The organism is Acinetobacter pittii (genome assembly GCF_022449185.1).
In the GTDB taxonomy this organism is placed as follows: domain Bacteria; phylum Pseudomonadota; class Gammaproteobacteria; order Pseudomonadales; family Moraxellaceae; genus Acinetobacter; species Acinetobacter pittii_I.
In genome coordinates, this window is sequence record NZ_JAKUKO010000004.1 from 96,658 (window position 1) to 117,579 (window position 20,922).

Annotated in this window: 21 protein-coding genes; 13 read left to right on the forward strand and 8 right to left on the reverse strand. The window is 40.2% G+C overall.

Annotated features, from left to right (window positions below):
* Positions 1-68 precede the first annotated feature (68 nt).
* The 4 genes from MKX14_RS10765 to priA form a co-directional block, all read right to left on the reverse strand.
* Entirely contained in the window at positions 69-680 is a 612-nt protein-coding gene (locus tag MKX14_RS10765; protein WP_240282421.1) for a LysE family translocator, read from the reverse strand.
* 137 nt (positions 681-817) lie between these two features.
* Positions 818-1,693 (reverse strand): Hsp33 family molecular chaperone HslO, encoded by an 876-nt coding sequence (hslO, locus tag MKX14_RS10770; RefSeq protein ID WP_005079292.1) that lies wholly within the window; start codon positions 1,691-1,693, stop codon positions 818-820.
* Between the two features lie 164 nt (positions 1,694-1,857).
* Entirely contained in the window at positions 1,858-3,702 is a 1,845-nt protein-coding gene (gene kefB / locus MKX14_RS10775) for a monovalent cation:proton antiporter-2 (CPA2) family protein (protein ID WP_240282422.1), read from the reverse strand.
* 76 nt (positions 3,703-3,778) lie between these two features.
* Entirely contained in the window at positions 3,779-6,007 is a 2,229-nt protein-coding gene (gene priA / locus MKX14_RS10780) for a primosomal protein N' (RefSeq protein WP_240282423.1), read from the reverse strand.
* 148 nt (positions 6,008-6,155) lie between these two features.
* Here priA and gspF point away from each other — a divergent pair, with 148 nt between their 5' ends.
* The 4 genes from gspF to csaA all read left to right on the forward strand — a co-directional run bounded on the left by gspF (position 6,156) and on the right by csaA (position 9,032).
* Positions 6,156-7,361 (forward strand): type II secretion system inner membrane protein GspF, encoded by a 1,206-nt coding sequence (gene gspF / locus MKX14_RS10785; RefSeq protein WP_240282424.1) that lies wholly within the window; start codon positions 6,156-6,158, stop codon positions 7,359-7,361.
* Positions 7,362-7,381: 20 nt separating this feature from the next.
* The gene (gene gspG, locus MKX14_RS10790; protein ID WP_430622878.1) at positions 7,382-7,936 is read left to right on the forward strand and encodes a type II secretion system major pseudopilin GspG; all 555 of its coding nucleotides are present in this window, start codon (positions 7,382-7,384) and stop codon (positions 7,934-7,936) included.
* Positions 7,937-8,203: 267 nt separating this feature from the next.
* The gene (locus MKX14_RS10795; RefSeq protein ID WP_005804170.1) at positions 8,204-8,548 is read left to right on the forward strand and encodes a hypothetical protein; all 345 of its coding nucleotides are present in this window, start codon (positions 8,204-8,206) and stop codon (positions 8,546-8,548) included.
* Positions 8,549-8,693: 145 nt separating this feature from the next.
* Complete coding sequence (gene csaA, locus MKX14_RS10800) at positions 8,694-9,032, forward strand: tRNA-binding protein (RefSeq protein WP_005079284.1); 339 nt, start codon at positions 8,694-8,696, stop codon at positions 9,030-9,032.
* Position 9,033: 1 nt separating this feature from the next.
* Here csaA and lnt read toward each other — a convergent pair whose 3' ends face one another.
* Positions 9,034-10,593: an apolipoprotein N-acyltransferase gene (lnt, locus tag MKX14_RS10805; RefSeq protein WP_240282425.1), complete on the reverse strand. Its 1,560-nt coding sequence runs from the start codon at positions 10,591-10,593 to the stop codon at positions 9,034-9,036.
* A complete protein-coding gene (corC, locus tag MKX14_RS10810) occupies positions 10,590-11,429 on the reverse strand; it encodes an HlyC/CorC family transporter (RefSeq protein ID WP_002114976.1) in 840 nt (279 codons plus the stop codon). The genes lnt and corC overlap by 4 nt, the downstream gene beginning before the upstream one ends.
* Before the next feature lie 184 nt (positions 11,430-11,613).
* On the opposite strand from corC, the gene tusA reads away from it, so the two are divergent.
* The gene (tusA, locus tag MKX14_RS10815; protein WP_002053527.1) at positions 11,614-11,871 is read left to right on the forward strand and encodes a sulfurtransferase TusA; all 258 of its coding nucleotides are present in this window, start codon (positions 11,614-11,616) and stop codon (positions 11,869-11,871) included.
* 132 nt (positions 11,872-12,003) lie between these two features.
* Positions 12,004-12,384: a hypothetical protein gene (locus MKX14_RS10820; RefSeq protein WP_240282426.1), complete on the forward strand. Its 381-nt coding sequence runs from the start codon at positions 12,004-12,006 to the stop codon at positions 12,382-12,384.
* A gap of 43 nt (positions 12,385-12,427) precedes the next feature.
* Here MKX14_RS10820 and etfD read toward each other — a convergent pair whose 3' ends face one another.
* The gene (gene etfD, locus MKX14_RS10825; protein WP_005065953.1) at positions 12,428-14,140 is read right to left on the reverse strand and encodes an electron transfer flavoprotein-ubiquinone oxidoreductase; all 1,713 of its coding nucleotides are present in this window, start codon (positions 14,138-14,140) and stop codon (positions 12,428-12,430) included.
* Between the two features lie 187 nt (positions 14,141-14,327).
* Between etfD and MKX14_RS10830 the strand changes: the two genes are divergently transcribed.
* From MKX14_RS10830 to ycbL, 5 genes are all read left to right on the forward strand, one after another.
* The gene (locus MKX14_RS10830) at positions 14,328-14,939 is read left to right on the forward strand and encodes a DUF1285 domain-containing protein (protein ID WP_240282427.1); all 612 of its coding nucleotides are present in this window, start codon (positions 14,328-14,330) and stop codon (positions 14,937-14,939) included.
* Positions 14,940-14,985: 46 nt separating this feature from the next.
* Positions 14,986-15,852 carry a glutamate racemase gene (murI, locus tag MKX14_RS10835; protein ID WP_240282428.1) on the forward strand — a complete coding sequence of 289 codons (867 nt, stop codon included), beginning with the start codon at positions 14,986-14,988 and terminating at the stop codon, positions 15,850-15,852.
* A 120-nt stretch (positions 15,853-15,972) separates the two neighbouring features.
* Complete coding sequence (locus MKX14_RS10840) at positions 15,973-16,977, forward strand: DUF4062 domain-containing protein (protein ID WP_046812031.1); 1,005 nt, start codon at positions 15,973-15,975, stop codon at positions 16,975-16,977.
* A 73-nt stretch (positions 16,978-17,050) separates the two neighbouring features.
* Positions 17,051-18,067: a ferrochelatase gene (hemH, locus tag MKX14_RS10845; protein WP_108009350.1), complete on the forward strand. Its 1,017-nt coding sequence runs from the start codon at positions 17,051-17,053 to the stop codon at positions 18,065-18,067.
* Between the two features lie 23 nt (positions 18,068-18,090).
* Positions 18,091-18,735 (forward strand): MBL fold metallo-hydrolase, encoded by a 645-nt coding sequence (gene ycbL, locus MKX14_RS10850; protein ID WP_240282429.1) that lies wholly within the window; start codon positions 18,091-18,093, stop codon positions 18,733-18,735.
* Here the strand turns inward: ycbL and MKX14_RS10855 are convergent.
* Entirely contained in the window at positions 18,732-18,926 is a 195-nt protein-coding gene (locus tag MKX14_RS10855) for a DNA gyrase inhibitor YacG (RefSeq protein ID WP_002114956.1), read from the reverse strand. The two genes, ycbL and MKX14_RS10855, sit on opposite strands and share 4 nt — an antisense overlap.
* An 87-nt stretch (positions 18,927-19,013) precedes the next feature.
* Between MKX14_RS10855 and trmB the strand changes: the two genes are divergently transcribed.
* Both trmB and MKX14_RS10865 read left to right on the forward strand, forming a co-directional pair.
* Complete coding sequence (gene trmB / locus MKX14_RS10860) at positions 19,014-19,652, forward strand: tRNA (guanine-N(7)-)-methyltransferase (RefSeq protein WP_240282430.1); 639 nt, start codon at positions 19,014-19,016, stop codon at positions 19,650-19,652.
* Positions 19,642-20,847: a TIGR03862 family flavoprotein gene (locus MKX14_RS10865; protein ID WP_240282431.1), complete on the forward strand. Its 1,206-nt coding sequence runs from the start codon at positions 19,642-19,644 to the stop codon at positions 20,845-20,847. Before trmB ends, MKX14_RS10865 begins: the two co-directional genes overlap by 11 nt.
* Positions 20,848-20,922 lie beyond the last annotated feature (75 nt).

Here is a 20,922-nt window from a genome sequence, read left to right on the forward strand (position 1 = left end):
GTTGTTCTATTACGAAATGAAATTGATAGAAAAAGATATAGGCGAGTGAAGCCCATATCTCTCAGGATTTAGATGAAACTTTGATATAAGCCATACAGGGCAATAAGTAGAAGTAATAAACCGCAGAGGCCTAATATTTTTGGATATAAATGACTGTTAGAAAGGCGGCGGAAAAAGATATAAACCAAAGATAGGGTAAGGAAATCTAAAACAATCCATGTCAGCGTGAGTATGGTTAAACTTAAATTTAACTGAGGTGTAATAGAGACAAATTGCGGAAAGAAAGCCGAGAAAAAGATAATATCTTTCGGGTTTGAAATACCGACAAGAAAACCTTTTTTAAAGCCGCCATTTTGTGCTGAAACTGTTTGTATCGCTTCTGGGTGAGGTGCTTGAATCACTTCTTTAAGAATACTTAACCCCAGATAGCCAATATATAGACAGCCTAAAATACGAATGATATTGAGGTAACTATCATTAACACTCAGTACTCCTTTTAAAACCAGTACTGAAATAAAAATTAAAACAAGAGATGCTAGGTTTGTACCAAAAATGGTTTCCAGTGCTTTTTTATAGCCCCCTTTAAGTCCAGCGCTTGCAACTAAAATCATGACAGGTCCAGGGGTCGCAATCATGATAACTACACTAAAAATAAAGAGAAAATAATCAAAATAATTCATGGTATTTAGGCATCTTATTTATTAGGCTATAAAGTAGCCTTATATTATCCTATTTAAATTAACACGTTGAAAATTATCATCAAAAAATACAGGTAAATAAAAAGGCGGTATAACCGCCTTTTTATAAAGTTAAAAGATTAACTTAAATGTTCACCAAATAACGCTAAAGCCTCTTCAGCGGTAAAGGTATATTGTGTATTACAGAACTGACAGTCCATACGAATCGGGTTCTGATGTTCTAGGGTTTCATGAACAGCGTCTACACCAATTTGAATCAGGGCATTTGCACAGCGTTCTTTTGAACATGTACAGCCAAATTTTAATGCTTCAATTTCTGGTAAACGAACTTCTTCTTCGTTATATAAACGATACAGGATTTCATTTGCATCTAAATTGGTAAGCTCTTCAGCTTTTAATGTTTCGGTCAACATTGTCAAACGTGGCCATAAATCTTCATCGACCAAGTTTTGCTCTTCTTCATCGTGACGTGGTAAGAGTTGAATCAGTAAACCGCCAGAACGCTTATCTGTACTTGCCAACACAATACGAGTTGGAATTTGTGCAGACAAATCGTAATACTGCATCAAGCAGCCTGCTAAATTTACTTGATCAAGCGGCACGATCCCTTGATAACGTTCGCCAAATTCCGGTTCAATGTTAATAAATAAAACTGGATTAACTAAAGCACCAAGAACTGTGCTGCTGTCTGTTGCTTCCACAAAGCGAGGGTCAGTTTCATAGTCCGCTAAAGCACGAACCTCTCCTAAATGATTACATTCAGCCATCGCCCATTTGAAGGTGCCGCTAGCCTGGATTTGCAAGCTGATACGGCCTTTGATTTTTAGTGTACTTGCAAGTAATGCAGTCGCACTCAACATTTCACCTAGCAGAATTTTAACAGCAGGCATATAGTCACGTTGAGCTAAGATGGTTTGTAGGGCTTCTTCAAGATGAACTACTTCTCCACGTACTGGAAAGTTCTCTATATAAAAGCGTTGGCGTAAATCAGACATAATATTCTCCAGGGCCCTAAGCAGAGTATAACTATTTCGTTTTAATCAAGCTTAGGAAATGCAGCGAAGCCGCAAGCCGGACAGGGGGCAGCTTTGTGCCCATTGTCCAATTATTTAGGCAATGTGAATAAGTCCTTAATATAGCCATTTTCTGAAATCTCAAGTTATTCTAGATTATCTCTTGTAATGTCGATGCGATTTGGTTGTAAATGACGCTTTAAATTAACATCATGTTTTGATGTAGCCTGTTGCTGCGCATCACTTTCAAACAAATGTTCAAGCTCGGCTAAGGCATTACGATGTGTTTCAAAGATCTTCTGTTCGTCTGTATAAATACTTTGCTGCTGTATAAGCAATTTCTCATCATAATCCCGAAAGATTTCGATATTGTTATAGGCTTGTTCATCAGAGATACCGAGTTCTCGCAAAGCGCGGTAAGCCATACCTAATGAAGATAGATACGTTTCACGCCAAATGTATTCAACACCTAAATCTCTTAAAAGATGGACATGGTGACGGTCGCGAGCACGAGCCAACAGCTTTAAGTTTGGATAATTTAATCTAAGATGACGTGCGACATTCATAGAGTCTTCAACATCATCGATTGCTAAAATAAATACTTTGGCTTTTTCAATACCAGCAGAACGCAGTAAATCGGGCTGGGTCACATCGCCATAATAGAGCTTACCGCCATAGCGACGAACAAAGTCCACTTGATGAAGATTGTTGTCGATTGCAGTAAAGCCTAAATGTTGTAGGCGAGCAATACGCGCGATGATTTGTCCAAACCGACCAAAGCCGGCAATGATAATCGGGTTATCCTGCTGAGGAATTTCATCATACTCTGGAGGATGTTCTTTATTAAACAGAGGAATGACCTGAGTTGCCATGATCCAGTAAATTACTGGTGTAAGTACCATCGACAACGTCACGATCAGAGTCACGGGTTCTAATATAGCTTGAGTTAAAACCTTCTCACTTTTTGCAAGGCTCAAAATTACAAAAGCAAATTCTCCGCCTTGTGCCAAGCAAGTACCTAAAAGCAAGCTGTTATTCCAACTGTATTTTTTATAGCGGGCAATAGCGGTCAATATCAGCGTTTTGATGAGTAATAAACTGACTGCACCACCAATAATAAGCAAAGGCATTTCAATGAGCAGTGACAGCTGTGTGGTCATGCCAACGGTCATAAAGAATAAGCCAAGCAATAAACCTTTAAATGGTGCAATACTCGCTTCAACTTCGTGGCGAAATTCTGAATCTGCTAATAATACACCTGTGAGGAATGCACCTAATGTAGTGCTAATTCCTAAAGTGTCCATAAGCAAGACAACAGCAAGGATAATAAATAATCCTACTGCTGTAATAAGTTCAGTTGCTCCACTTTTGGCAACAAAGCGGAAGAATGGACGCATCACATAGCGACTAAACAGAAATAGACCAGTAAAGGTTGCAATGATAGCCGCAAAATAAGCTACTCCATGATGGGTTGATTCTGTTCCTGCCAATAATGGAATAATGGCAAGTAAAGGAATAGCCGCTATATCTTGGAAAAGTAAAATGGAAAAAGACTGCTGACCATAAGTCGTATTGAGTTGCTGCTTTTCGGTCAGAAGTTGTAATACAAAAGCGGTGGAAGACAGCGCAAGGGCAGAACCAATGACAAAGCTGACAGAAAGCTGCTGTTGAAAGAGTAACAGTACGATCAGCATAAGAATAGCCCCACTAATGAGGACTTGCAGACTTCCCATTACAAAAATAGAGTCACGCATTTCCCACAAACGTTGGGGGCGCAACTCTAAACCAATCAGGAACATTAATAAGATAACGCCAAATTCGGCAAGTTCCATAATTGCTTCAGGGTCATGTGCAATATTTAAAACACTAGGACCTAGAAGTATTCCTGTAAATAAATAGCCTAAAACTGTTGCTATCCCTAGGCGTTTGCCAAGAGGGACTAAAATCAGAGAAGCTCCAAGAAAAATTGTTGCTTGCAGTAAGAATGACATTCATTGCCTCGAATGTATTAGTCTCTTTTAAGTGTAAAGCCAAAAAGGCTTCTTCACACCATGATATTCAAGCCATCTAATTAAATTCTTGTGGATCAACATCAATTGAGAGTCGAAGTTGATGCTGCCGAGGTGCATGAACCAATTGTGACCACCATTGTCTTAAGTAAAAATGGAGGCGAGCACGGTCAGCAGATAAAATCACCATGTGGGCGCGGTAGCGTCCAGCTTTACGCTCCATAGGGGCTGGAATTGGCCCCCAAATATCAACAATTTCTCCCGCAATTTGGCGTAAATGTTCTGCCGCTTCACTTAAAAAATGTAAGGTATAGTCACGATCTTTGGATTCAGCACGAATGAGTACGGCATAGCGATAAGGCGGAAGCAATGCGACTTTACGTTCCGCAAGAGTTTGTTTGGCAACCGCCCGATAATCTTTTTCGATGAGCGTGGTCAGTAAAGGGTGATCTGGTCTTAAGGTCTGTAAATAAACATGGCCTTTATGTTCACCACGACCTGCACGACCGGCGACTTGTACAATTAACTGCGCAGTACGTTCTGGCGCACGAATATCGACACTAAGTAACCCAGCATCAATATCTAAAATGGCAACCAAAGTTACGTGTGGGAAATGATGACCTTTTGCCAACATTTGAGTGCCAAGCAAAATTGTTGGTTTGTTTTGATGAATCCGATCATAGATTTTTTGCCAGCTACCGACACGACTGGTGCTGTCACGGTCAACCCGAATCACATCATAGTCTGGAAATAGTTCTTGTAAGTGCTCTTCAACCTTAGCTGTTCCAGCACCTAGGGTTTTTAGGCTTTTTTGCTGGCATTCAGGGCAGTGATCGGGCAAGCGATGAACAGTACCGCAGTGGTGGCAGTGTAAATAAGAATAAGGCTGAGTGTGCAACGTAAAATGCGCATCACAATGTGGACAATTTGCTTGCCACCCACAACTTTCACAGACCAGTACAGGTGCATAGCCACGACGGTTTAAAAAGATTAAAACCTGTTCTTTTCTTGCTAACGTATGCTTGATTTGCTCAATAAGAGGTTGGCTAATTCCATGTTGCTTTTTGACAATTTTAAGGTCAATCAAATGCATTTTAGGCAAAAGCGCATGGCCTGCACGTTGGTTAAGTTGCAGTGAAGTTAATTTACCAGTTTCGACCAAATAATAACTATCGATGCTCGGTGTTGCTGAACCTAAAATAACTGGACAGTTTTGTAAGTGACCTCGGTACAGTGCGACATCACGTGCATGGTACCGGAAACCTTCTTGCTGTTTATAAGAGAGGTCATGTTCTTCATCTAAAATGATTAAGCCCAAACGTGGCAGTGGCGTATAGATCGCAGAGCGTGTTCCTAAAATAATAGATGCTTTACCAGTCTGGGCCTGTTGCCATGCTTGTAGGCGTTTGGAGTCATTTAAGCCTGAGTGTAATAGAGCAATATCACAGTTAAAACGAGACTTAAAACGAGAAATCGTTTGAGGGGTTAGACCAATTTCTGGGACTAACACCAGTACTTGTTTACCTTGCTTGAGCACTTCGTGCATGATGTGCAGATAAACTTCAGTTTTACCACTTCCTGTTAAACCATCTAACAAAAAAGCTTGGTATTGATGCTGTGCGTTTACGACGTGCTGAGTTGCTTTCTTTTGGTCTTCATTGAGTGTAAGTGGCATTTGTGCCAATTGAACAGGTGATGGGCTAAAGTCGTGCGGTTCAAGCGTACAGTCGACTAGTCCCTTCTTTTGAAGTGCTTTAAGCGTAGCCGTTTCTACACCACTTAAATTAAGAATATTCTCTGTAGTTCCGGCAGGGTGTAACTTTAAAATTTGATACGCATCTTGTTGTTTAACAGAACGCTTTAGTAGGGCTTCAACATTGTCACAGGGTGTGATTTTCCAAAGATGGAACAAAACATCCATTGGTTTGCCTTGACGCAATAATGCAGGTAGAGCGGTTTGCATGACCTCACCAATTGGAAATTGGTAATACTGAGCTGACCATGTCAATAAACTTAAAACTTGTTCATCTAAAATTGGTTCTTCATCTAAAAGGTCAGAAATGGCTTTAAGCTGAAAGGTGCCTGTAAATGATTCACTTGGATCAACTTTTTCAGTAATGATGCCAATCAGATTTTGGCATCCAAATGAAATAGCGACGCGTGAGCCTACGTAAGCCCGTTCATATTGTGCTTGGGTGAGTGTATAGTCAAAAGTATCGTACAGATGCACAGGTACGGCTACACGCACACGATAAACAACTGAATCAGGCTTTGGCGTTATGGTCATAGAGGCTCATTTCGTCAATTTTAAAAAACGGCATAGCGTCGTGAAGAGGACTTGGGTATTCTACACAGGCTATAGAACGAATATGAATGATTGCGTAGCATAGATGCAACAGCAGCGACTATTATTTTTGGAAAATTAGAACATTACCATGCCTGCATATCAATTTACTGCCATTGATGCTTCAGGGAAGCAGCAAAAAGGGGTGCTTGAGGGAGACTCAGCGCGCCAGATTCGCCAACAATTACGTGATAAAGCATGGACACCCATTAGTGTCGATCCTGTTGAACAAAAAGATAAACATCAGAGTCCGGGATTATTCCAAAAAAAGTTCAGTGCTTACGATTTGGCGCTCATGACCAGACAACTTTCGGTTTTAGTTGCTGCTGCTATTCCACTTGAAGAAGCTTTGCGTGCCGTGAGTAGGCAAAGTGAAAAAACACATGTGCAAAATCTATTATTATCTGTGCGTTCTCGAGTCTTAGAAGGGCATTCACTCGCACAAGGTATGCAGCAGTCTGGACGTTTCCCTGACCTTTATATTGCAACGGTGGCTGCTGGCGAGCGCTCGGGACATTTAGATCTCATTTTAGATCAGCTTTCGGATTACACCGAAAACCGCTTTGCCATGCAAAAGAAAGTTCAGGGCGCCATGATTTATCCAATCATTTTAATGCTGATGTCTTTTGGTATTGTGATGGGTTTAATGACTTATGTTGTGCCAGAGATTGTAAAAACTTTTGATCAAAATAAAGATGCTTTACCGTGGATTACAGTCGCTTTAATGAAAGCGAGTGATTTTATTCGCCACGCGTGGGTATTTATTATTTTTTTTACAGTGGTGGGTGTTGTTGCATTCGTACGGTTTTTAAAAACCACTGCTGGACATTATGCTTTTGATCGATTAACACTCAAATTGCCATTATTCGGTAAACTGTCCCGTGGTATTAATGCTGCACGCTTTGCTAGTACCTTATCTATTTTGACCCGTTCAGGTGTGCCTTTGGTGGATGCCTTAAAAATTGGTGCAGCAGTGACCAACAACTGGGTTATCCGCGACTCAATTGCTCATGCGGCTGAGCGAGTGACCGAGGGTGGTAACCTAGGTACGCAACTGGAGCGCAGTGGTTATTTTCCACCAATGATGGTACAAATGATTCGAAGTGGAGAGGCATCAGGCGAGCTTGACAGAATGTTAGAACGAGCATCGACCATGCAAGACCGTGAGGTGACGACATTTATTTCAACCTTACTGGCATTACTTGAACCGCTTATGCTGGTTTTAATGGCAAGCATTGTACTGGTTATTGTAATCGCGGTTATGCTGCCAATCGTAAATATGAACAATATGATTTAATAACTTTGATATTAGAGATAATGATGAAGATGGTCATGAAACAAAAAGAGCACGTTAAGGATGCTCAAAAAACCTCAAGCACAGCTTTCGGACTTGCACAATCGTGCCATTCCGAGCATAGCTCTCCATCTTGCGTTCGGACAAAGCTTCGCTTTGTTAATCCTCACTCAGGCTTTACTCTCATTGAAGTCATGGTCGTGATTGTAATTTTAGGTGTGTTAGCAGCTTTAATCGTACCAAATGTCATGGGGCGTAGTGAAAAAGCCAAAATTGATACGACTCAAATTGCATTAAAGGGTGTGGCGGGTGCTTTAGATCAGTACAAGCTAGATAATGGCCATTTCCCAACCATGCAAGAAGGTGGGTTAGATGCTTTGGTTAACCAGCCTGCTACAGCGAAAAACTGGATGCCAGGTGGTTATGTAAAAGGTGGTTATCCTAAAGATAGTTGGAAAAATGATATTCAATATGTCATTCCTGGGGCAGATGGTCGAGCTTTTGACTTGTACTCATTTGGAGCGGATGGCAAAGAAGGCGGTGAAGGTAATGATGCAGATATTTATTACCAACCTTAATTAAAATGTAATGGAGATTATCAATTCAGTTAAAGAGATAAAATGATAAATACGAATTGATAATCTCTCTCAATCAGTAAAATATAATAACTAATTGAAAAATATAAACTAAAGTTAATGTTAATATTTGAGATTTATAATAAGAATTATTCCCATATTTAATAGTTACAAGAAAGTTAAAATGTAGAGAAAAATAAGCTATATATTTAAACGAAAGCTTTGCATAATAACTAAAAAGCACTTTATTCAATTAAAAGGAGAGATTAAATGAAAGCATTTCTCATATTAGATGAACTGACTCAGTTTCATTGGGTAATGCTCAAGTCTGTCCTATTGATTTTGGGTTTATTACCGATTGCTGAAGTGTCATTAAAGTTATGGCTGAGTACAGAGGGAAGTAGCCAAATCATGATTGGTTTCTTCGCATTAAGTATTGTGAGTGCATGGTTGATGGTGAGCTTCTTTACTGCATTAAAAGCGAGTGTCTGGCAAGCTAAACAAATCTCTACTCAATATGAGCAATTCCTTTTTAAAGCTTACCGTTATGTACCCATGGTCTTTTTATCGAGTTTAGTTGCATACTTATCTCTGCAACTATCGATTGCTTTTTAATAATATTTTAAAACTAAATTTTTAGATAAAACGTAGATTAAACATCTACGTTTTATTTTTTAACTGGACTTAAAAACAGGGTGTTTCTTCATTTGTACATATTATATGCTTCAAATCAGCAATTTAAGAAAATGAGAAATATGAAATGGAACAAATCGATTGGAATGATTTTTTAAAAGTAGAGCTTCGCGTTGGTAAAATTATTCAAGCCGAGGTTTTTGAAAAGGCGCGTAAACCTGCTTATATTTTGCATGTAGATTTTGGTGAAGAATTGGGTGTGCGTAAATCAAGTGCACAAATTACCAAGCTCTATCAACCACAAGATTTGGTGGGTAAATTAGTCGTTGCTGTAGTAAATTTCCCTAAAAAACAAATAGGGCCTATTCAGTCAGAATGTTTGGTGACAGGGTTTCATAATGCAGATGGTGATGTCGCACTTTGTATCCCAGAGTTTGAAGTGCCTCTGGGTACAAAGTTATTGTAAATTAGCGACGAGATTTAAAAGAAACGTCAACTTTACGTGGACGATAAACCCAACCTAAAATCAGCAGTAAGACCGCGAATCCTAAAATTGGATAATCACCTAAACGGTTATAAAGAGTTTGGCCTTGCATAGCAGGTAAATCACCTCTCAAGACAAACTCTTTATCGATTGGTGCTTGTTCAGTGATATGACCATTTTGATCAATAAACGCTGTTACACCTGTGTTGGTTGCACGAATAAACCAGCGGCCATTTTCTTTCGCGCGCATCTGCACCATTTGTAAATGTTGCCAAGGCCCAGCAGTACCCGTAAACCAAGCATCATTCGATACAGTCACCAAGAAGTCGCTATCTTCTGCATTACGTCTTGTCAGGTTGGGGTAAGCCACCTCATAACAAATTGCAGCAGCAAGCGCATGCCCTTTAATTAAAAGAGGTTTTTGATCACTCTCACCACGTGTAAAACCGCTCATGCTAATATCATTTTGCATGGCTGGTAAAACCCAAGAGAGTAAGCCTGATAATGGAATATATTCACCAAAAGGTACGAGACGCTGCTTTTTATAAAGGCCGCTTGAATCGCTGCCAGAGGCCATAATACTGTTGTAATAAAGCGGACTGCCGACTTGATGTGATTTTGCAACATCCCAGTAAGGAATGCCGGTTACCCATGCAGTATGGTTCTTTTTAGCTTGTGCATCCATTGCATCCAAAAACGGTTCGATATCGGTTTGGAAAAGCGGAATTGAAGACTCAGGCCATACTATCAGGTCACGGCCCCATTCAGATTGTGTCAAACCAGCATAAATTTCTAATGTTCTAACTTGGTATTCAGTCAGCCATTTTAAATCTTGTGGAATGTTACCTTGAATGAGCGAAACGCTAAGTGGTTTAGCCGCTTTCGGTTTTACAAACTGTATATATGATGCTCCCCATGCACCCAGAACTAACAGGGCAGAAGGGATAACCCAGAAAATACGTTTACGAAGAACTTCGACTAAAGCACATGCTAATACAATGACAACGAAGGAAATTGCATAAATACCAAATAGCGGTGCATAACCATCGAGTAAACGTTCAGTAAAAGCGTAACCTACAAACAACCATGGGAAACCTGTAAATATCCAAGTTTTTGCCCATTCAAAAACAATCCAAAGTGGGGCAAAAGTAAGTGGTGTTTCAGGGAAAAACCGTCGGTAAACCCATGTTTGAAATGCTGTAAATAACCCCATCACAAGAGCCATAACAGCAATCATACATACGCTTAAAAAGGCATTGGTATCGCCGTATACATGGATAGACGTGTAGAGCCAGAAAGCGCCTACAAACCATAAGCCAAAGCCATAGCTCCAACCAATAGCAAAGGCTTGTTTAGCTGAGCGCTTATGTAATGTTGCATAGAGTAGGGCTGGAGATAAAATTGCCAACCACCACCAATAATAAGGTGCCAGTGAAAAACTGAACACGGCACCTGAAAATAAAGCAATGAGTAAAGGAAAAATTAAAGGAAGCTGTTTTTGTTGTTGCGAAGAATCTAACAGCTTTTCAAAGTATGCTCTCATTGACGTACAGCTCGAATCAGATGAATAGTGCGGGCATCTGCTTCAACAATTGTAAATAACCAATTTCCAAGCTCAACAGTTTGACCTTGTAAATCACTTACCAGACCAATCTCTTGAAGCAATAAACCGCCGACAGTTTCTACTTCATCGTCAGAAAAATCAGCATCTAAAACAGTATTGAAATGTTCGATTGGTGTAAGTGCTTGCACCATCCACGCATTTGCTACCGTATGGTCATTGTCAGGAACAATGTACTGAGCATCTTCATCGACCGTGTCGTGCTCATCTTCAATTTCGCCAACGATCTCTTCAAGAATATCTTCAAGCGTAACAAGACCAGCCGTTGAACCATATTCATCAATCACAATCGCAATGTGAGTTTGAGTATGTTTTAACATGCGTAGTACTTGATCGGAACGTGCACTTTCAGGAACAAATAACGGTTGGCGCATAAGAACTCGAATATCGACTTTGGTATTCGGTTCAGTTAGAAACGGCAACAAATCTTTTGCGAGCAAAATCCCGACAACATTGTCCGGCTGATCGGCAGAGAAGACTGGAAAGCGTGAGTGAGCAGACTCAACCAGTACATCAAGAATATCAAGTAATTGATCATCTTCTTGTAAACTGATCATTGCTGTTCGTGGCGTCATGACTTCACGAATTTTTGTAGCTGGAAGGTCAAGAACGCCTTCAAGCATAGCAACAGTATCGGGTTCTAAAAAGCGGCGTGAATTTTGGACTAATTTTAATAATTCATCACGGGTTTCTGGCGCTGTACCTAACCATTTTCGTAAGCCTCGCATTCCCCACGACGGACTTGGTTCCTCTTGCATGATCTTTCCTAAAGACTCAATGTATCAAATGAATACACAGATCATACCGAAGAAAAGATGCTTATGCATCTATAAAACAAGCTAAAAGACAAAACGTATATTGTTATGTAAAAGCCAGTTACAGTTAACAGCTCAGTAATTTGTTTATGCTAAAATGTGAAAATTCTATTTGTTCGAGTTTGTTATGTCAGAGCAACCCATTTCACCTACTGTACAACTCAATACGCGTGGTTTACGTTGTCCGGAACCTGTGATGATGTTGCATCAAGCCATCCGCAAATCTAAGTCTGGGGATGTGGTTGAAGTCTTTGCAACAGATAATTCGACCTCTTGGGATATTCCTAAATTTTGTATGCATTTAGGCCATGAGTTGTTGTTACAAGAAGAACGCTTAGATGAAAATGGTCATAAAGAATTTCATTACTTAGTGAAGAAAGGGTAATAGAATAATAAGGCTTCTAATAAAGACGATTAGAAGCCATGAATAATTCAACTTTAATTTGAAATGATAATTTTTGACAAATAAGAATCGTTATATAATTTATAAAATTAAGTATATAAATGACGTATAAAAATGAATGATTATTTTGTGAAACGAAGCTTATTAATATGTCTTTGGTTTTTCTCTATTGCTGGTTTATTACATTTAGAGATCTCTTGGTTATCTGAAACTGTCACTATCATTATTATATCTATTCTCATTGTTTTAGGTTCTATACTACTCGGTTATAGAAATACATATTTTGCTCCCGAACCAAAAATAAAGATGAGTCTGATTTTGCATACAAGATTTATAGGGTTCATGTTAATTCTTGATTTATTATTTGGTAAATCGGTTTGGTACTTCGACTTAGCGCGAAACTTTGGTTTTCTTGGCTTATTTTTATTAGGCACATTTATTTTCTATAAAAAGAACTTAAATTTAAACGTAGCAAAAATACCGCCTTTTCAATAAGTGTATACTAATAAAAAAGCCCCGAATAATCGGGGCTTTTTTATTACATGTTAGGATAGTTTGGACCACCGCCGCCTTCAGGCGTTACCCATGTGATGTTTTGAGATGGGTCTTTAATATCACAGGTCTTACAGTGAACACAGTTCGCTGCGTTAATCTGGAAGCGTTTAGAACCATCATCATTTTCCATGATTTCATAAACACCAGCAGGGCAATAGCGCTGTGCAGGCTCATCCCATTTCGGTAAGTTCACATTCACTGGGATTGAAGGGTCAGTAAGCTTCAAGTGAGCTGGCTGGTTTTCTTCATGTACAGTGTTTGAGATAAATACTGAAGATAAACGGTCAAATGTAAGCTTGCCATCTGGTTTTGGATAGTTTGGTTTAAAGCTTGTTGCATCAACAGTTTTCAATGCAGCAAAGTCTTGCTTCAAGTCATGTAAAGTGAATGGCACTTTAAAGACATTCTGGTCGATAAAGTTAAATGCACCACCCATCCATTGACCAAATTTATGCATTGCTGGGCCAAAGTTACGAGAGTTATAAAGCTCTTCTTTTAACCAGCTGTTGTTAAATTTGTCAGTGTATGAAGTCAATTCTTTAACAAATAAATCTTCGCCTTCAGTAACGCGTGCAATGGCAAGATCACCGCCTTTTTCTACACCCGCAGCAATCGCTTCAAATACAGCTTCACCACATAACATGCCAGATTTCATGGCAGTGTGTGAGCCTTTGATTTTTGCAAAGTTTAAGAAACCTGCATCATCACCAATCAAGCAACCACCCGGGAAAGTCAATTTAGGCAATGAGTTGAAACCGCCTTTCACTACAGCACGTGCGCCGTAAGAAATACGTTTACCACCTTCTAAATACTGTTTAATCAGTGGGTGAGTTTTCCAGCGCTGCATTTCCATAAATGGATACATGTGTGGATTTTCATAAGACAAGTCCACGATCATGCCCAACGTAACTTGGTTGTTTTCAGCGTGATATAACCACCAGCCACCTGAAGAAGCAGTTTCTGCTAAAGGCCAACCTGCACCGTGCATGACTAAGCCCGGTTTGTGTTTTGCTGGGTCAATTTCCCAAAGTTCTTTAATCCCGATACCGTAGTGCTGTGGATCAGCATCTTTATCAAGATTGTATTTAGCAATTAGGCGTTTACCTAAGTGACCACGGCAACCTTCAGCAAAGAGGGTGTATTTAGCGTGAAGTTCATAGCCTGGAGTAAAGTTATGCGTTGGTTCGCCATCTTTACCAATACCCATGTCGCCTGTTTGAATACCTTTTACAGTACCATCTTCATGATAAAGCACTTCAGATGCAGCAAAGCCAGGGAAGATAGAAACTTCTAACTCTTCAGCTTTTTGACCTAACCAACGAACCACATTACCTAAAGAGATCACATAGTTACCGTCGTTGTGCATGGTTTTAGGAACCATCCAGTGAGGTACTTCTTTAGAAGTGGTGTCTGAAAGTAAGAAGAAAGTTTTGTCTTCAGTTACAGGGACATTAAGAGGCGCGCCTTCTTCTTTCCAGTTCGGGAAAAGTTCATTGATGGCACGTGGCTCAAGCACAGCACCAGACAAGATATGCGCACCTACTTCAGAGCCTTTTTCAACTACACAAACAGAAAGATCGGGTAAGTTTTTTTCAATCGCTAATTGACGGATCTTAATCGCAGCAGATAGACCTGCAGGTCCTGCACCTACGATGACAACGTCAAACTCCATCGATTCACGTTCGATGTGTTCCATGTAGGACTCCTCAATACTTAAAGGTGGCAACCGTCATATTCAGATAATTCGGTGCTGCCGTGAGTGTTTTAATCCATAGGCGCAAATATGCTATTGTGCCTTTTATCGTTTGGGCTAGTATAGTTTTAAACCATGATCTAGCCAATTGGCTGAGTCGTAACATTTTTTCGTCAGCAAGGCATAAACTATGGTAAATCAAAATAATTCACCATCGGATATGGGAAAAATACCGTTATCTGATGATAAAAACTTAATGAACATTGCACAATACTTAAAAGGTGTACAGCAAAGTCACAAAAGGTCAATTCCACCTTTAGAGCAGTGGCATCCAAAGCATTGCGACAAAATGGATTTGACGGTGAAATCCAATGGAGAATGGTGGCACGAAGGTCAATTAATCAAGCGCCAAGCTCTATTAGATCTGTTTACCAAAGTCCTATGGAAAGAAGAAGGCAAATTCTACCTGAAAACCCCTGTAGAACAAATTGAAATCGAAGTTGAAGATGAACCTTTATTAGTCAATCAGGCAGATCAGGTCGAAATTTCAGGTGAGCAGTTTTTACAACTGACCACCACCAACCAAGATGTAATTTTGGTTGATGCAGAACATCCTATTTTTATGCGTGAATATGCAGGAGAGTTGCGTCCTTATGTGCATGTCCGTTTTGGGATTAATGCACTGATTCAACGTCAAGCTTTCTATCATTTGGTGAACTATGGAACACTGATTGAAAACGATAAAGGTGAAACTATTTTAGAGCTAAAAAGTGGTAATTTGCTCTTGCAATTAGGCACTTGAGGTTTAAGCTTTAGGGAGTGAAATTTTCTGACACTTCAGTACAGCTATGACCGCCATACAACCTTTATTTTCCGAGCTAGAACCTATGCCTAAAGCATCAGCAGATGCCCCAATTGGTATTTTTGATTCGGGAATTGGAGGGATGTCAGTTGCAGCAGAAATTGCTAAATATTTGCCTAATGAACGTATTGTGTATTATGCCGATACTGCCTACGTTCCGTATGGTCCACGCTCTGATGAAGAAATCAGGGAACTCACGGCGCGAGCAGTCGATTGGCTATATCGTCAAGGCTGTAAAATTGCAGTTGTAGCCTGCAATACAGCTTCCGCATTTAGTCTTGATCATTTGCGTGAGCATTATGGTGAACACTTTCCAATTGTTGGACTGGTTCCAGCATTAAAACCTGCCGTATTACAGACGCGTTCTAAAGTGGTTGCCGTCTTGGCAACGCCTGCTACTTTTCGAGGGCAACTCATTAAAGATGTGGTCGAGAAGTTTGCTGTTCCGGCAGGTGTTAAAGTGATGACTTTAACTAGCCTTGAACTTGTTCCCTGTGTAGAGGCAGGTCAGCAAATGGGTGAGGCATGTTTAAAGGCATTAAAAGAGGTTTTACAGCCTGCAGCCGATCAAGGGGCTGACTATTTAGTGCTCGGTTGCACGCATTATCCGTTCTTAAATGAAGCAATTCAGCATCTTTTTGATAACCAATTCACACTGGTTGATTCGGGATTAGCAGTTGCCCGACAAACAGCCCGTATTTTGATAAAAAATGAGTTATTATGTGACCAAATACGTCAGAATGTTGCACGTATTGAATGTTATGTAAGTGGTAATAATGCCGATGCATTGCAACCTGTTTTACAGAATATGATTCCACAAGAATTGACATGGACGCTGCACAATCTGAGTTGAGCTCTGTTGTAGGCATTCAGAAGAAAGCGTTTTTTATATTTATTTTTTCTTATTGGGGGCGGTTCATAGTCTTGGCTTATTTAGGCCATATTAAGATTATGGGGCGATAAGGGTATTGTTATGCTCGATACACGCTATCAGATTTTTATTTCAACGTCAGGTCGCGAGATGCAACCTGAACGTGTAGTTCTCTCTCAAACTTTAGTCAGTATGGGTTTCTTTGCTTGGGGTTTAGAGTATAGAAGTCCTTTAACTACAACACTTTCCCGTCGACAAATTGATGAATCGGATTACGTTGTCTTACTATTAGGCAGCCAGTACGGTGAACAATCTATTTCTGGCGCTAGCTATTTTGCCCAAGAGTATGAATATGCTTTAAGCCGAGCTAAACCTATTGTGGTATTCATGCATGAGCAACCTGAAAGCCGCGATATGCATTTGCAAGAGACTCATCCACAGCTTAAAGAAAAATTTCTAGCATTTAGAAAGAAACTATTACACGAAGCTCACCACGTATTTTACTTTAAAAGCCCGCGTGATTTAGAGCTAGCTGTCCGTTTAAATATGCCTTTAATGGTTGAACAACATGTGGGACAGGGTTGGGTACCTGCACACCAAGCACATCAGTTGGAAGATGAGGTTAATCGATTAAAAAGTAAAATTTTACAATTAGAGAAACAATTAGCAGATGTACCTACACAACTCAATGAAGTAGCACCACAAGACACTTTTGCGTTTGAGTATCAGATTCAAGCGTTTCAAGATGGTAACTTTAAAGAGCTGAAACGCCAGAGGCAAATGACGTGGTCTGAGCTATTAAGTATTTTGGCTAAACACTTTGAGACAGCTATGCCAGAAGAAAACTTCGGTACTTGCCTTAATGAATATCTTAATCAAGCAGGGCTAGAAGATGCCCGTGAGGTGTTACCTCGTGCCCATGCAGTAGCTTGTGCACAAATAAATCATAAAGCGCTATTTCGAATTAAAAGGCAAATGCAGTCACAAGGTTGGATTATTCCAACAAAATCTGAGCAGTACCCAAGTTTGTGGAAATTGACCACAAAAGCACAGAAGCTTTTACTGAGTTGTAAGTGGAATCATCGGGGCATTCGATTAAAAGCTTAGAGCGATTCAATTTATATATGGCAATAAAAGCTGTTACATTAGTGACATAAGATGAATTGAAAGGCATTTACATATGTCGTTTGAACAAAAACCGAAAGTCACAGTCATTTTAGCGAATTTAGGCACACCGGATGAGGCAACTGTTCCAGCGGTGCGCCGTTTTTTAAAGCAGTTTTTATCTGATTCACGCGTGATTGAAATACCGAAATTCATTTGGTGGATTATTTTAAATCTGTTTGTTTTACCTTTTCGCCCAAAAAGGGTAGCACATGCCTATGCTTCGGTATGGTCAACAGATTCGCCGATGCGTGAAATTGTGTTTGAGCAAACTCAACGTATTCAGGCTTATTTGCAGCGAGAAAATAATCAGTTTGATTTAACCGTGATACCGGCGATGACCTATGGTAATCCGGGTATTGATGCAGTTTTAGAAAAACTGGCGGCTAACCCGCAAGAGCATGTCATTCTATTGCCTTTGTTTCCTCAATATTCAGCCACTTCTACAGCACCATTATACGATGCATTTGCTAAATGGATTCCAGCCCAGCGAAACTTGCCGGGTCTAACGATTATTAAAGACTATTATCAGCATCCAATGTTTATTCAGGCATTGGCAGAAAGTGTTTTAGCTTACCAAGAGCAACATGGGAAACCTGAAAAACTGTTGATGTCATTTCATGGTATTCCACAGCCGTATGCAGACAAAGGCGACCCGTATGCAGACCGTTGTCGCATTACTGCAAAGTTAGTCGCTGAAGCTTTGCATTTAAAAGATGATGAATGGGCAATTAGCTTCCAGTCACGTTTTGGGAAACAAGAGTGGGTTAAACCTTATACAGACCAACTTTTGCAAGATTGGGCGAAGCAAGGCGTTAACTCAGTACAGGTATTAAGCCCAGCTTTTTCTGCTGACTGTTTAGAGACACTTGAAGAATTAGCCATCCAAAATGCTGAGTTGTTTCAACAAGCTGGTGGTGGTAGCTATGCTTATATTCCTGCTTTAAATAGCGATCAAGCTCATATTGATTTGCTTGCAGGGTTAGTTCAGGCTAATCTTGATGCCCTTACTTATACCTTAGCCCACCGTTAATTGCGTTTTAGCCAGAGGTTCTTATGCTGCAAGTCAAAATTGTTCCAGTTACTGCATTTGCCCAAAATTGTTCTCTTGTTTGGGACAGTGAAACCAAAGAAGCAGTTTTGATTGATGCGGGTGGTGACGCTTCGGTTTTGAAAAAAGAAGTAGAAGCCTTAGGTTTAAAAGTGAAAGCTCTTTGGCTCACTCACGGACATTTAGACCATGCTGGAGCGGTGGGTGAACTCGCACAAGAATGGAGCGTTCCAGTTATTGGGCCCCATAAAGAAGATCAGTTCTGGCTAGATATGATTCAGGAAGTTTCAGCACGTTATGGCTTTCCAATTCCACAGCCTGTTAAAGTCGATCAATGGCTTGAAGGCGGTGAAGTGCTAAAACTGGGTGAAGATGAGTTTGAGGTGCGTTTTGCGCCGGGTCATACACCAGGGCATGTTATTTTCTATAATAAAAATCATGGCTTGCTTTGGACTGGTGATGTCTTGTTTAAAGGTTCGATTGGAAGAACAGACTTTCCGCGTGGAAACCATGATCAGTTGATTGAATCGATTAAACGAGAGTGTTTTAGTTTGCCAGATGATACTCAGTTTATTTCTGGACATGGTCCAATGAGTACCATTGGCTATGAAAAACAATTTAACCCGTTTGTCGCGGGTAAAGCAGGTTAATCCTCGTAATCGTCTTCATTTTGACTACCCTTGTTATGCTGAGGCGCATCTTGGGTAGGCAGTCTATATTCATCATTTGCCCACGCACCTAAATCAATTAATTTACAGCGTTCAGAGCAAAATGGACGAAATTCGTTACCTTCCCAAACACTTGGTTCACCACAACGTGGGCAGGGGAATGTACGTGGCATAAAGCGATATCCTCAAAGTGAAGAGAAATAGATTAGGCAAAAGTCAGGTGACTTGTTAGACTTATGCCGATTTTTATTTAGTTTGATGTGATTATGCCGATTCGTCAATTTCAAGCACAACGTATGCAAGCGCCTCGCGATTTTACCCCAATTGAAAATACCCCAATTTGTGTAGAAATTGGAGCTGGCAAGGGTAAACATGCTTTGCTTTTTAGCGGGCAACAGCCGCAGCACACATTGTATGCAATTGAACGAACCCGAGAAAAATTCTTGGCAATGCAAAAACAGCACGGTCTGGAACCAAGAGATAATTTAATCCCTGTGCATGCAGATGCTTTACCGTGGGTGGTACATGCCCTACATCCTGCTCAAGTTGAACATTTCTTTATTCTCTATCCAAACCCAGAACCCCATAATCCAGCACAGCGCTGGTTGAATATGCCATTTTTTGAGTTCTTATTGTCACGTCTGCAAACAGGTGGAACCATTACTTTGGCAAGTAATATTCCTGAATATATTGATGAAGCTGAACAACAATTAATTAATGTCTGGAAGCTGCCTTACCAAAAAGAAAAAATTGCTCAAACATCTGCGCGTACTCATTTTGAAATTAAGTATTTAGAACGTGGAGAACTTTGCCAACAGCTTGTGATCACTAAACCTGAAGGTTACAGCACACGTTTTGATGAGTTTGCCCCATTACAAGGTCAAGTGCATGGCGAATAAGCGGGTTGCCATTATTGGAGCGGGTCCGGCTGGTTTAATGGCAGCCGAGGTGTTGAGCCAATATGCTTATGAAATTGATGTGTTTGAGCAAAAACCTTCGGCTGCGCGTAAGTTTTTGATGGCTGGTAAAACGGGGTTAAACATCTCGCATGCTGAACCTTTAGTGCAGTTTATTGAGCGCTATGACCATGCAGAATGGCTCAAACCATGGGTTGAAAAATGGGATGCAGTCTGGATTCAAAGCTGGATGAAAAGTCTTGGAATTGAATCTTATGTGGGGACCTCAGGTCGTATTTTTCCTGTCGAAATGAAAGCGGCACCTTTACTGCGTGCTTGGCTAAAACGTTTGGCAGAACAGCAGGTTAAATTCTTTTATCGTCATCGTTGTATTAATTTACAAGGCACAACGGTAACTTTAGAAAACCAAAATAATCAAAGCACTGAAACTTTTACCCAACAATACGATGCAGTGGTATTAGCATGCGGGGCAGTGTCTTGGTCACAATTAGGTAGTGATGGTGCATGGCAGCAATGGGTTAACCAATCTGATATTGAGCCTTTCCAGCCAAGTAATGCAGGTGTAATTCACACTTGGTCAGCTTTTATGGAAAGCTGTTTTGGTGAGCCTTTGAAACGTATCAATGCGTGGGTTGATCCTAGCCGGATTACACATGGCGATATTGTGATTACTCACTATGGTTTAGAAAGTGGTGTTATTTATAAACTTGGACGAGCTTTAAGAGAACAACAAAAACAAGGGCAAAGCTTAAATCTATTTTTAGATTTATTGCCTGATGTAGAGCTTACACAGTTAGTTAAAAAATTACAGGCTAGCAAAAAACAATCGCTTACTAATATTTGGCGTAAAGCAGGCTTAGACACGACCAGGATTAACTTAATTCGAGAAGTTGTTCATAAAGCACTATGGAACCAACCAGAGGCTATGGCTCAGCGAATCAAAGCGCTCCAAATTAAGTTAGATGGCTTTAGGCCTATTGAAGAAGCGATTAGCTGTGCTGGTGGTGTTAAGCAGAATGCACTAACTGAAAGCTTAGAGCTTAAACAAACCTCAGGTGTTTTTTGCTGTGGTGAAATGCTGGATTGGGATGCTCCTACAGGTGGCTATTTGCTTACAGCATGCTTTGCTACAGGACGAGCGGCTGGTGAAGGCGTGCATTCATTCTTAGAGAAATAACAGGATAATTTGGTGCTATGTTTGATATGTGAAAAGTGTTATTTTTGAGCGATCAATAATAATAGGATTTACGAG

Excerpts from the sequence above, each read along its gene's own strand:
- MKX14_RS10765 (WP_240282421.1), bottom strand. The coding sequence starts at position 680 with ATGAATTATTTTGATTATTTTCTCTTTATTTTTAGTGTAGTTATCATG.
- hslO (WP_005079292.1), bottom strand. The coding sequence starts at position 1,693 with ATGTCTGATTTACGCCAACGCTTTTATATAGAGAACTTTCCAGTACGT.
- kefB (WP_240282422.1), bottom strand. The coding sequence starts at position 3,702 with ATGTCATTCTTACTGCAAGCAACAATTTTTCTTGGAGCTTCTCTGATT.
- priA (WP_240282423.1), bottom strand. The coding sequence starts at position 6,007 with ATGACCATAACGCCAAAGCCTGATTCAGTTGTTTATCGTGTGCGTGTA.
- gspF (WP_240282424.1), top strand. The coding sequence starts at position 6,156 with ATGCCTGCATATCAATTTACTGCCATTGATGCTTCAGGGAAGCAGCAA.
- gspG (WP_430622878.1), top strand. The coding sequence starts at position 7,382 with ATGATGAAGATGGTCATGAAACAAAAAGAGCACGTTAAGGATGCTCAA.
- MKX14_RS10795 (WP_005804170.1), top strand. The coding sequence starts at position 8,204 with ATGAAAGCATTTCTCATATTAGATGAACTGACTCAGTTTCATTGGGTA.
- csaA (WP_005079284.1), top strand. The coding sequence starts at position 8,694 with ATGGAACAAATCGATTGGAATGATTTTTTAAAAGTAGAGCTTCGCGTT.
- lnt (WP_240282425.1), bottom strand. The coding sequence starts at position 10,593 with ATGAGAGCATACTTTGAAAAGCTGTTAGATTCTTCGCAACAACAAAAA.
- corC (WP_002114976.1), bottom strand. The coding sequence starts at position 11,429 with ATGCAAGAGGAACCAAGTCCGTCGTGGGGAATGCGAGGCTTACGAAAA.
- tusA (WP_002053527.1), top strand. The coding sequence starts at position 11,614 with ATGTCAGAGCAACCCATTTCACCTACTGTACAACTCAATACGCGTGGT.
- MKX14_RS10820 (WP_240282426.1), top strand. The coding sequence starts at position 12,004 with ATGAATGATTATTTTGTGAAACGAAGCTTATTAATATGTCTTTGGTTT.
- etfD (WP_005065953.1), bottom strand. The coding sequence starts at position 14,140 with ATGGAACACATCGAACGTGAATCGATGGAGTTTGACGTTGTCATCGTA.
- MKX14_RS10830 (WP_240282427.1), top strand. The coding sequence starts at position 14,328 with ATGGTAAATCAAAATAATTCACCATCGGATATGGGAAAAATACCGTTA.
- murI (WP_240282428.1), top strand. The coding sequence starts at position 14,986 with ATGACCGCCATACAACCTTTATTTTCCGAGCTAGAACCTATGCCTAAA.
- MKX14_RS10840 (WP_046812031.1), top strand. The coding sequence starts at position 15,973 with ATGCTCGATACACGCTATCAGATTTTTATTTCAACGTCAGGTCGCGAG.
- hemH (WP_108009350.1), top strand. The coding sequence starts at position 17,051 with ATGTCGTTTGAACAAAAACCGAAAGTCACAGTCATTTTAGCGAATTTA.
- ycbL (WP_240282429.1), top strand. The coding sequence starts at position 18,091 with ATGCTGCAAGTCAAAATTGTTCCAGTTACTGCATTTGCCCAAAATTGT.
- MKX14_RS10855 (WP_002114956.1), bottom strand. The coding sequence starts at position 18,926 with ATGCCACGTACATTCCCCTGCCCACGTTGTGGTGAACCAAGTGTTTGG.
- MKX14_RS10865 (WP_240282431.1), top strand. The coding sequence starts at position 19,642 with ATGGCGAATAAGCGGGTTGCCATTATTGGAGCGGGTCCGGCTGGTTTA.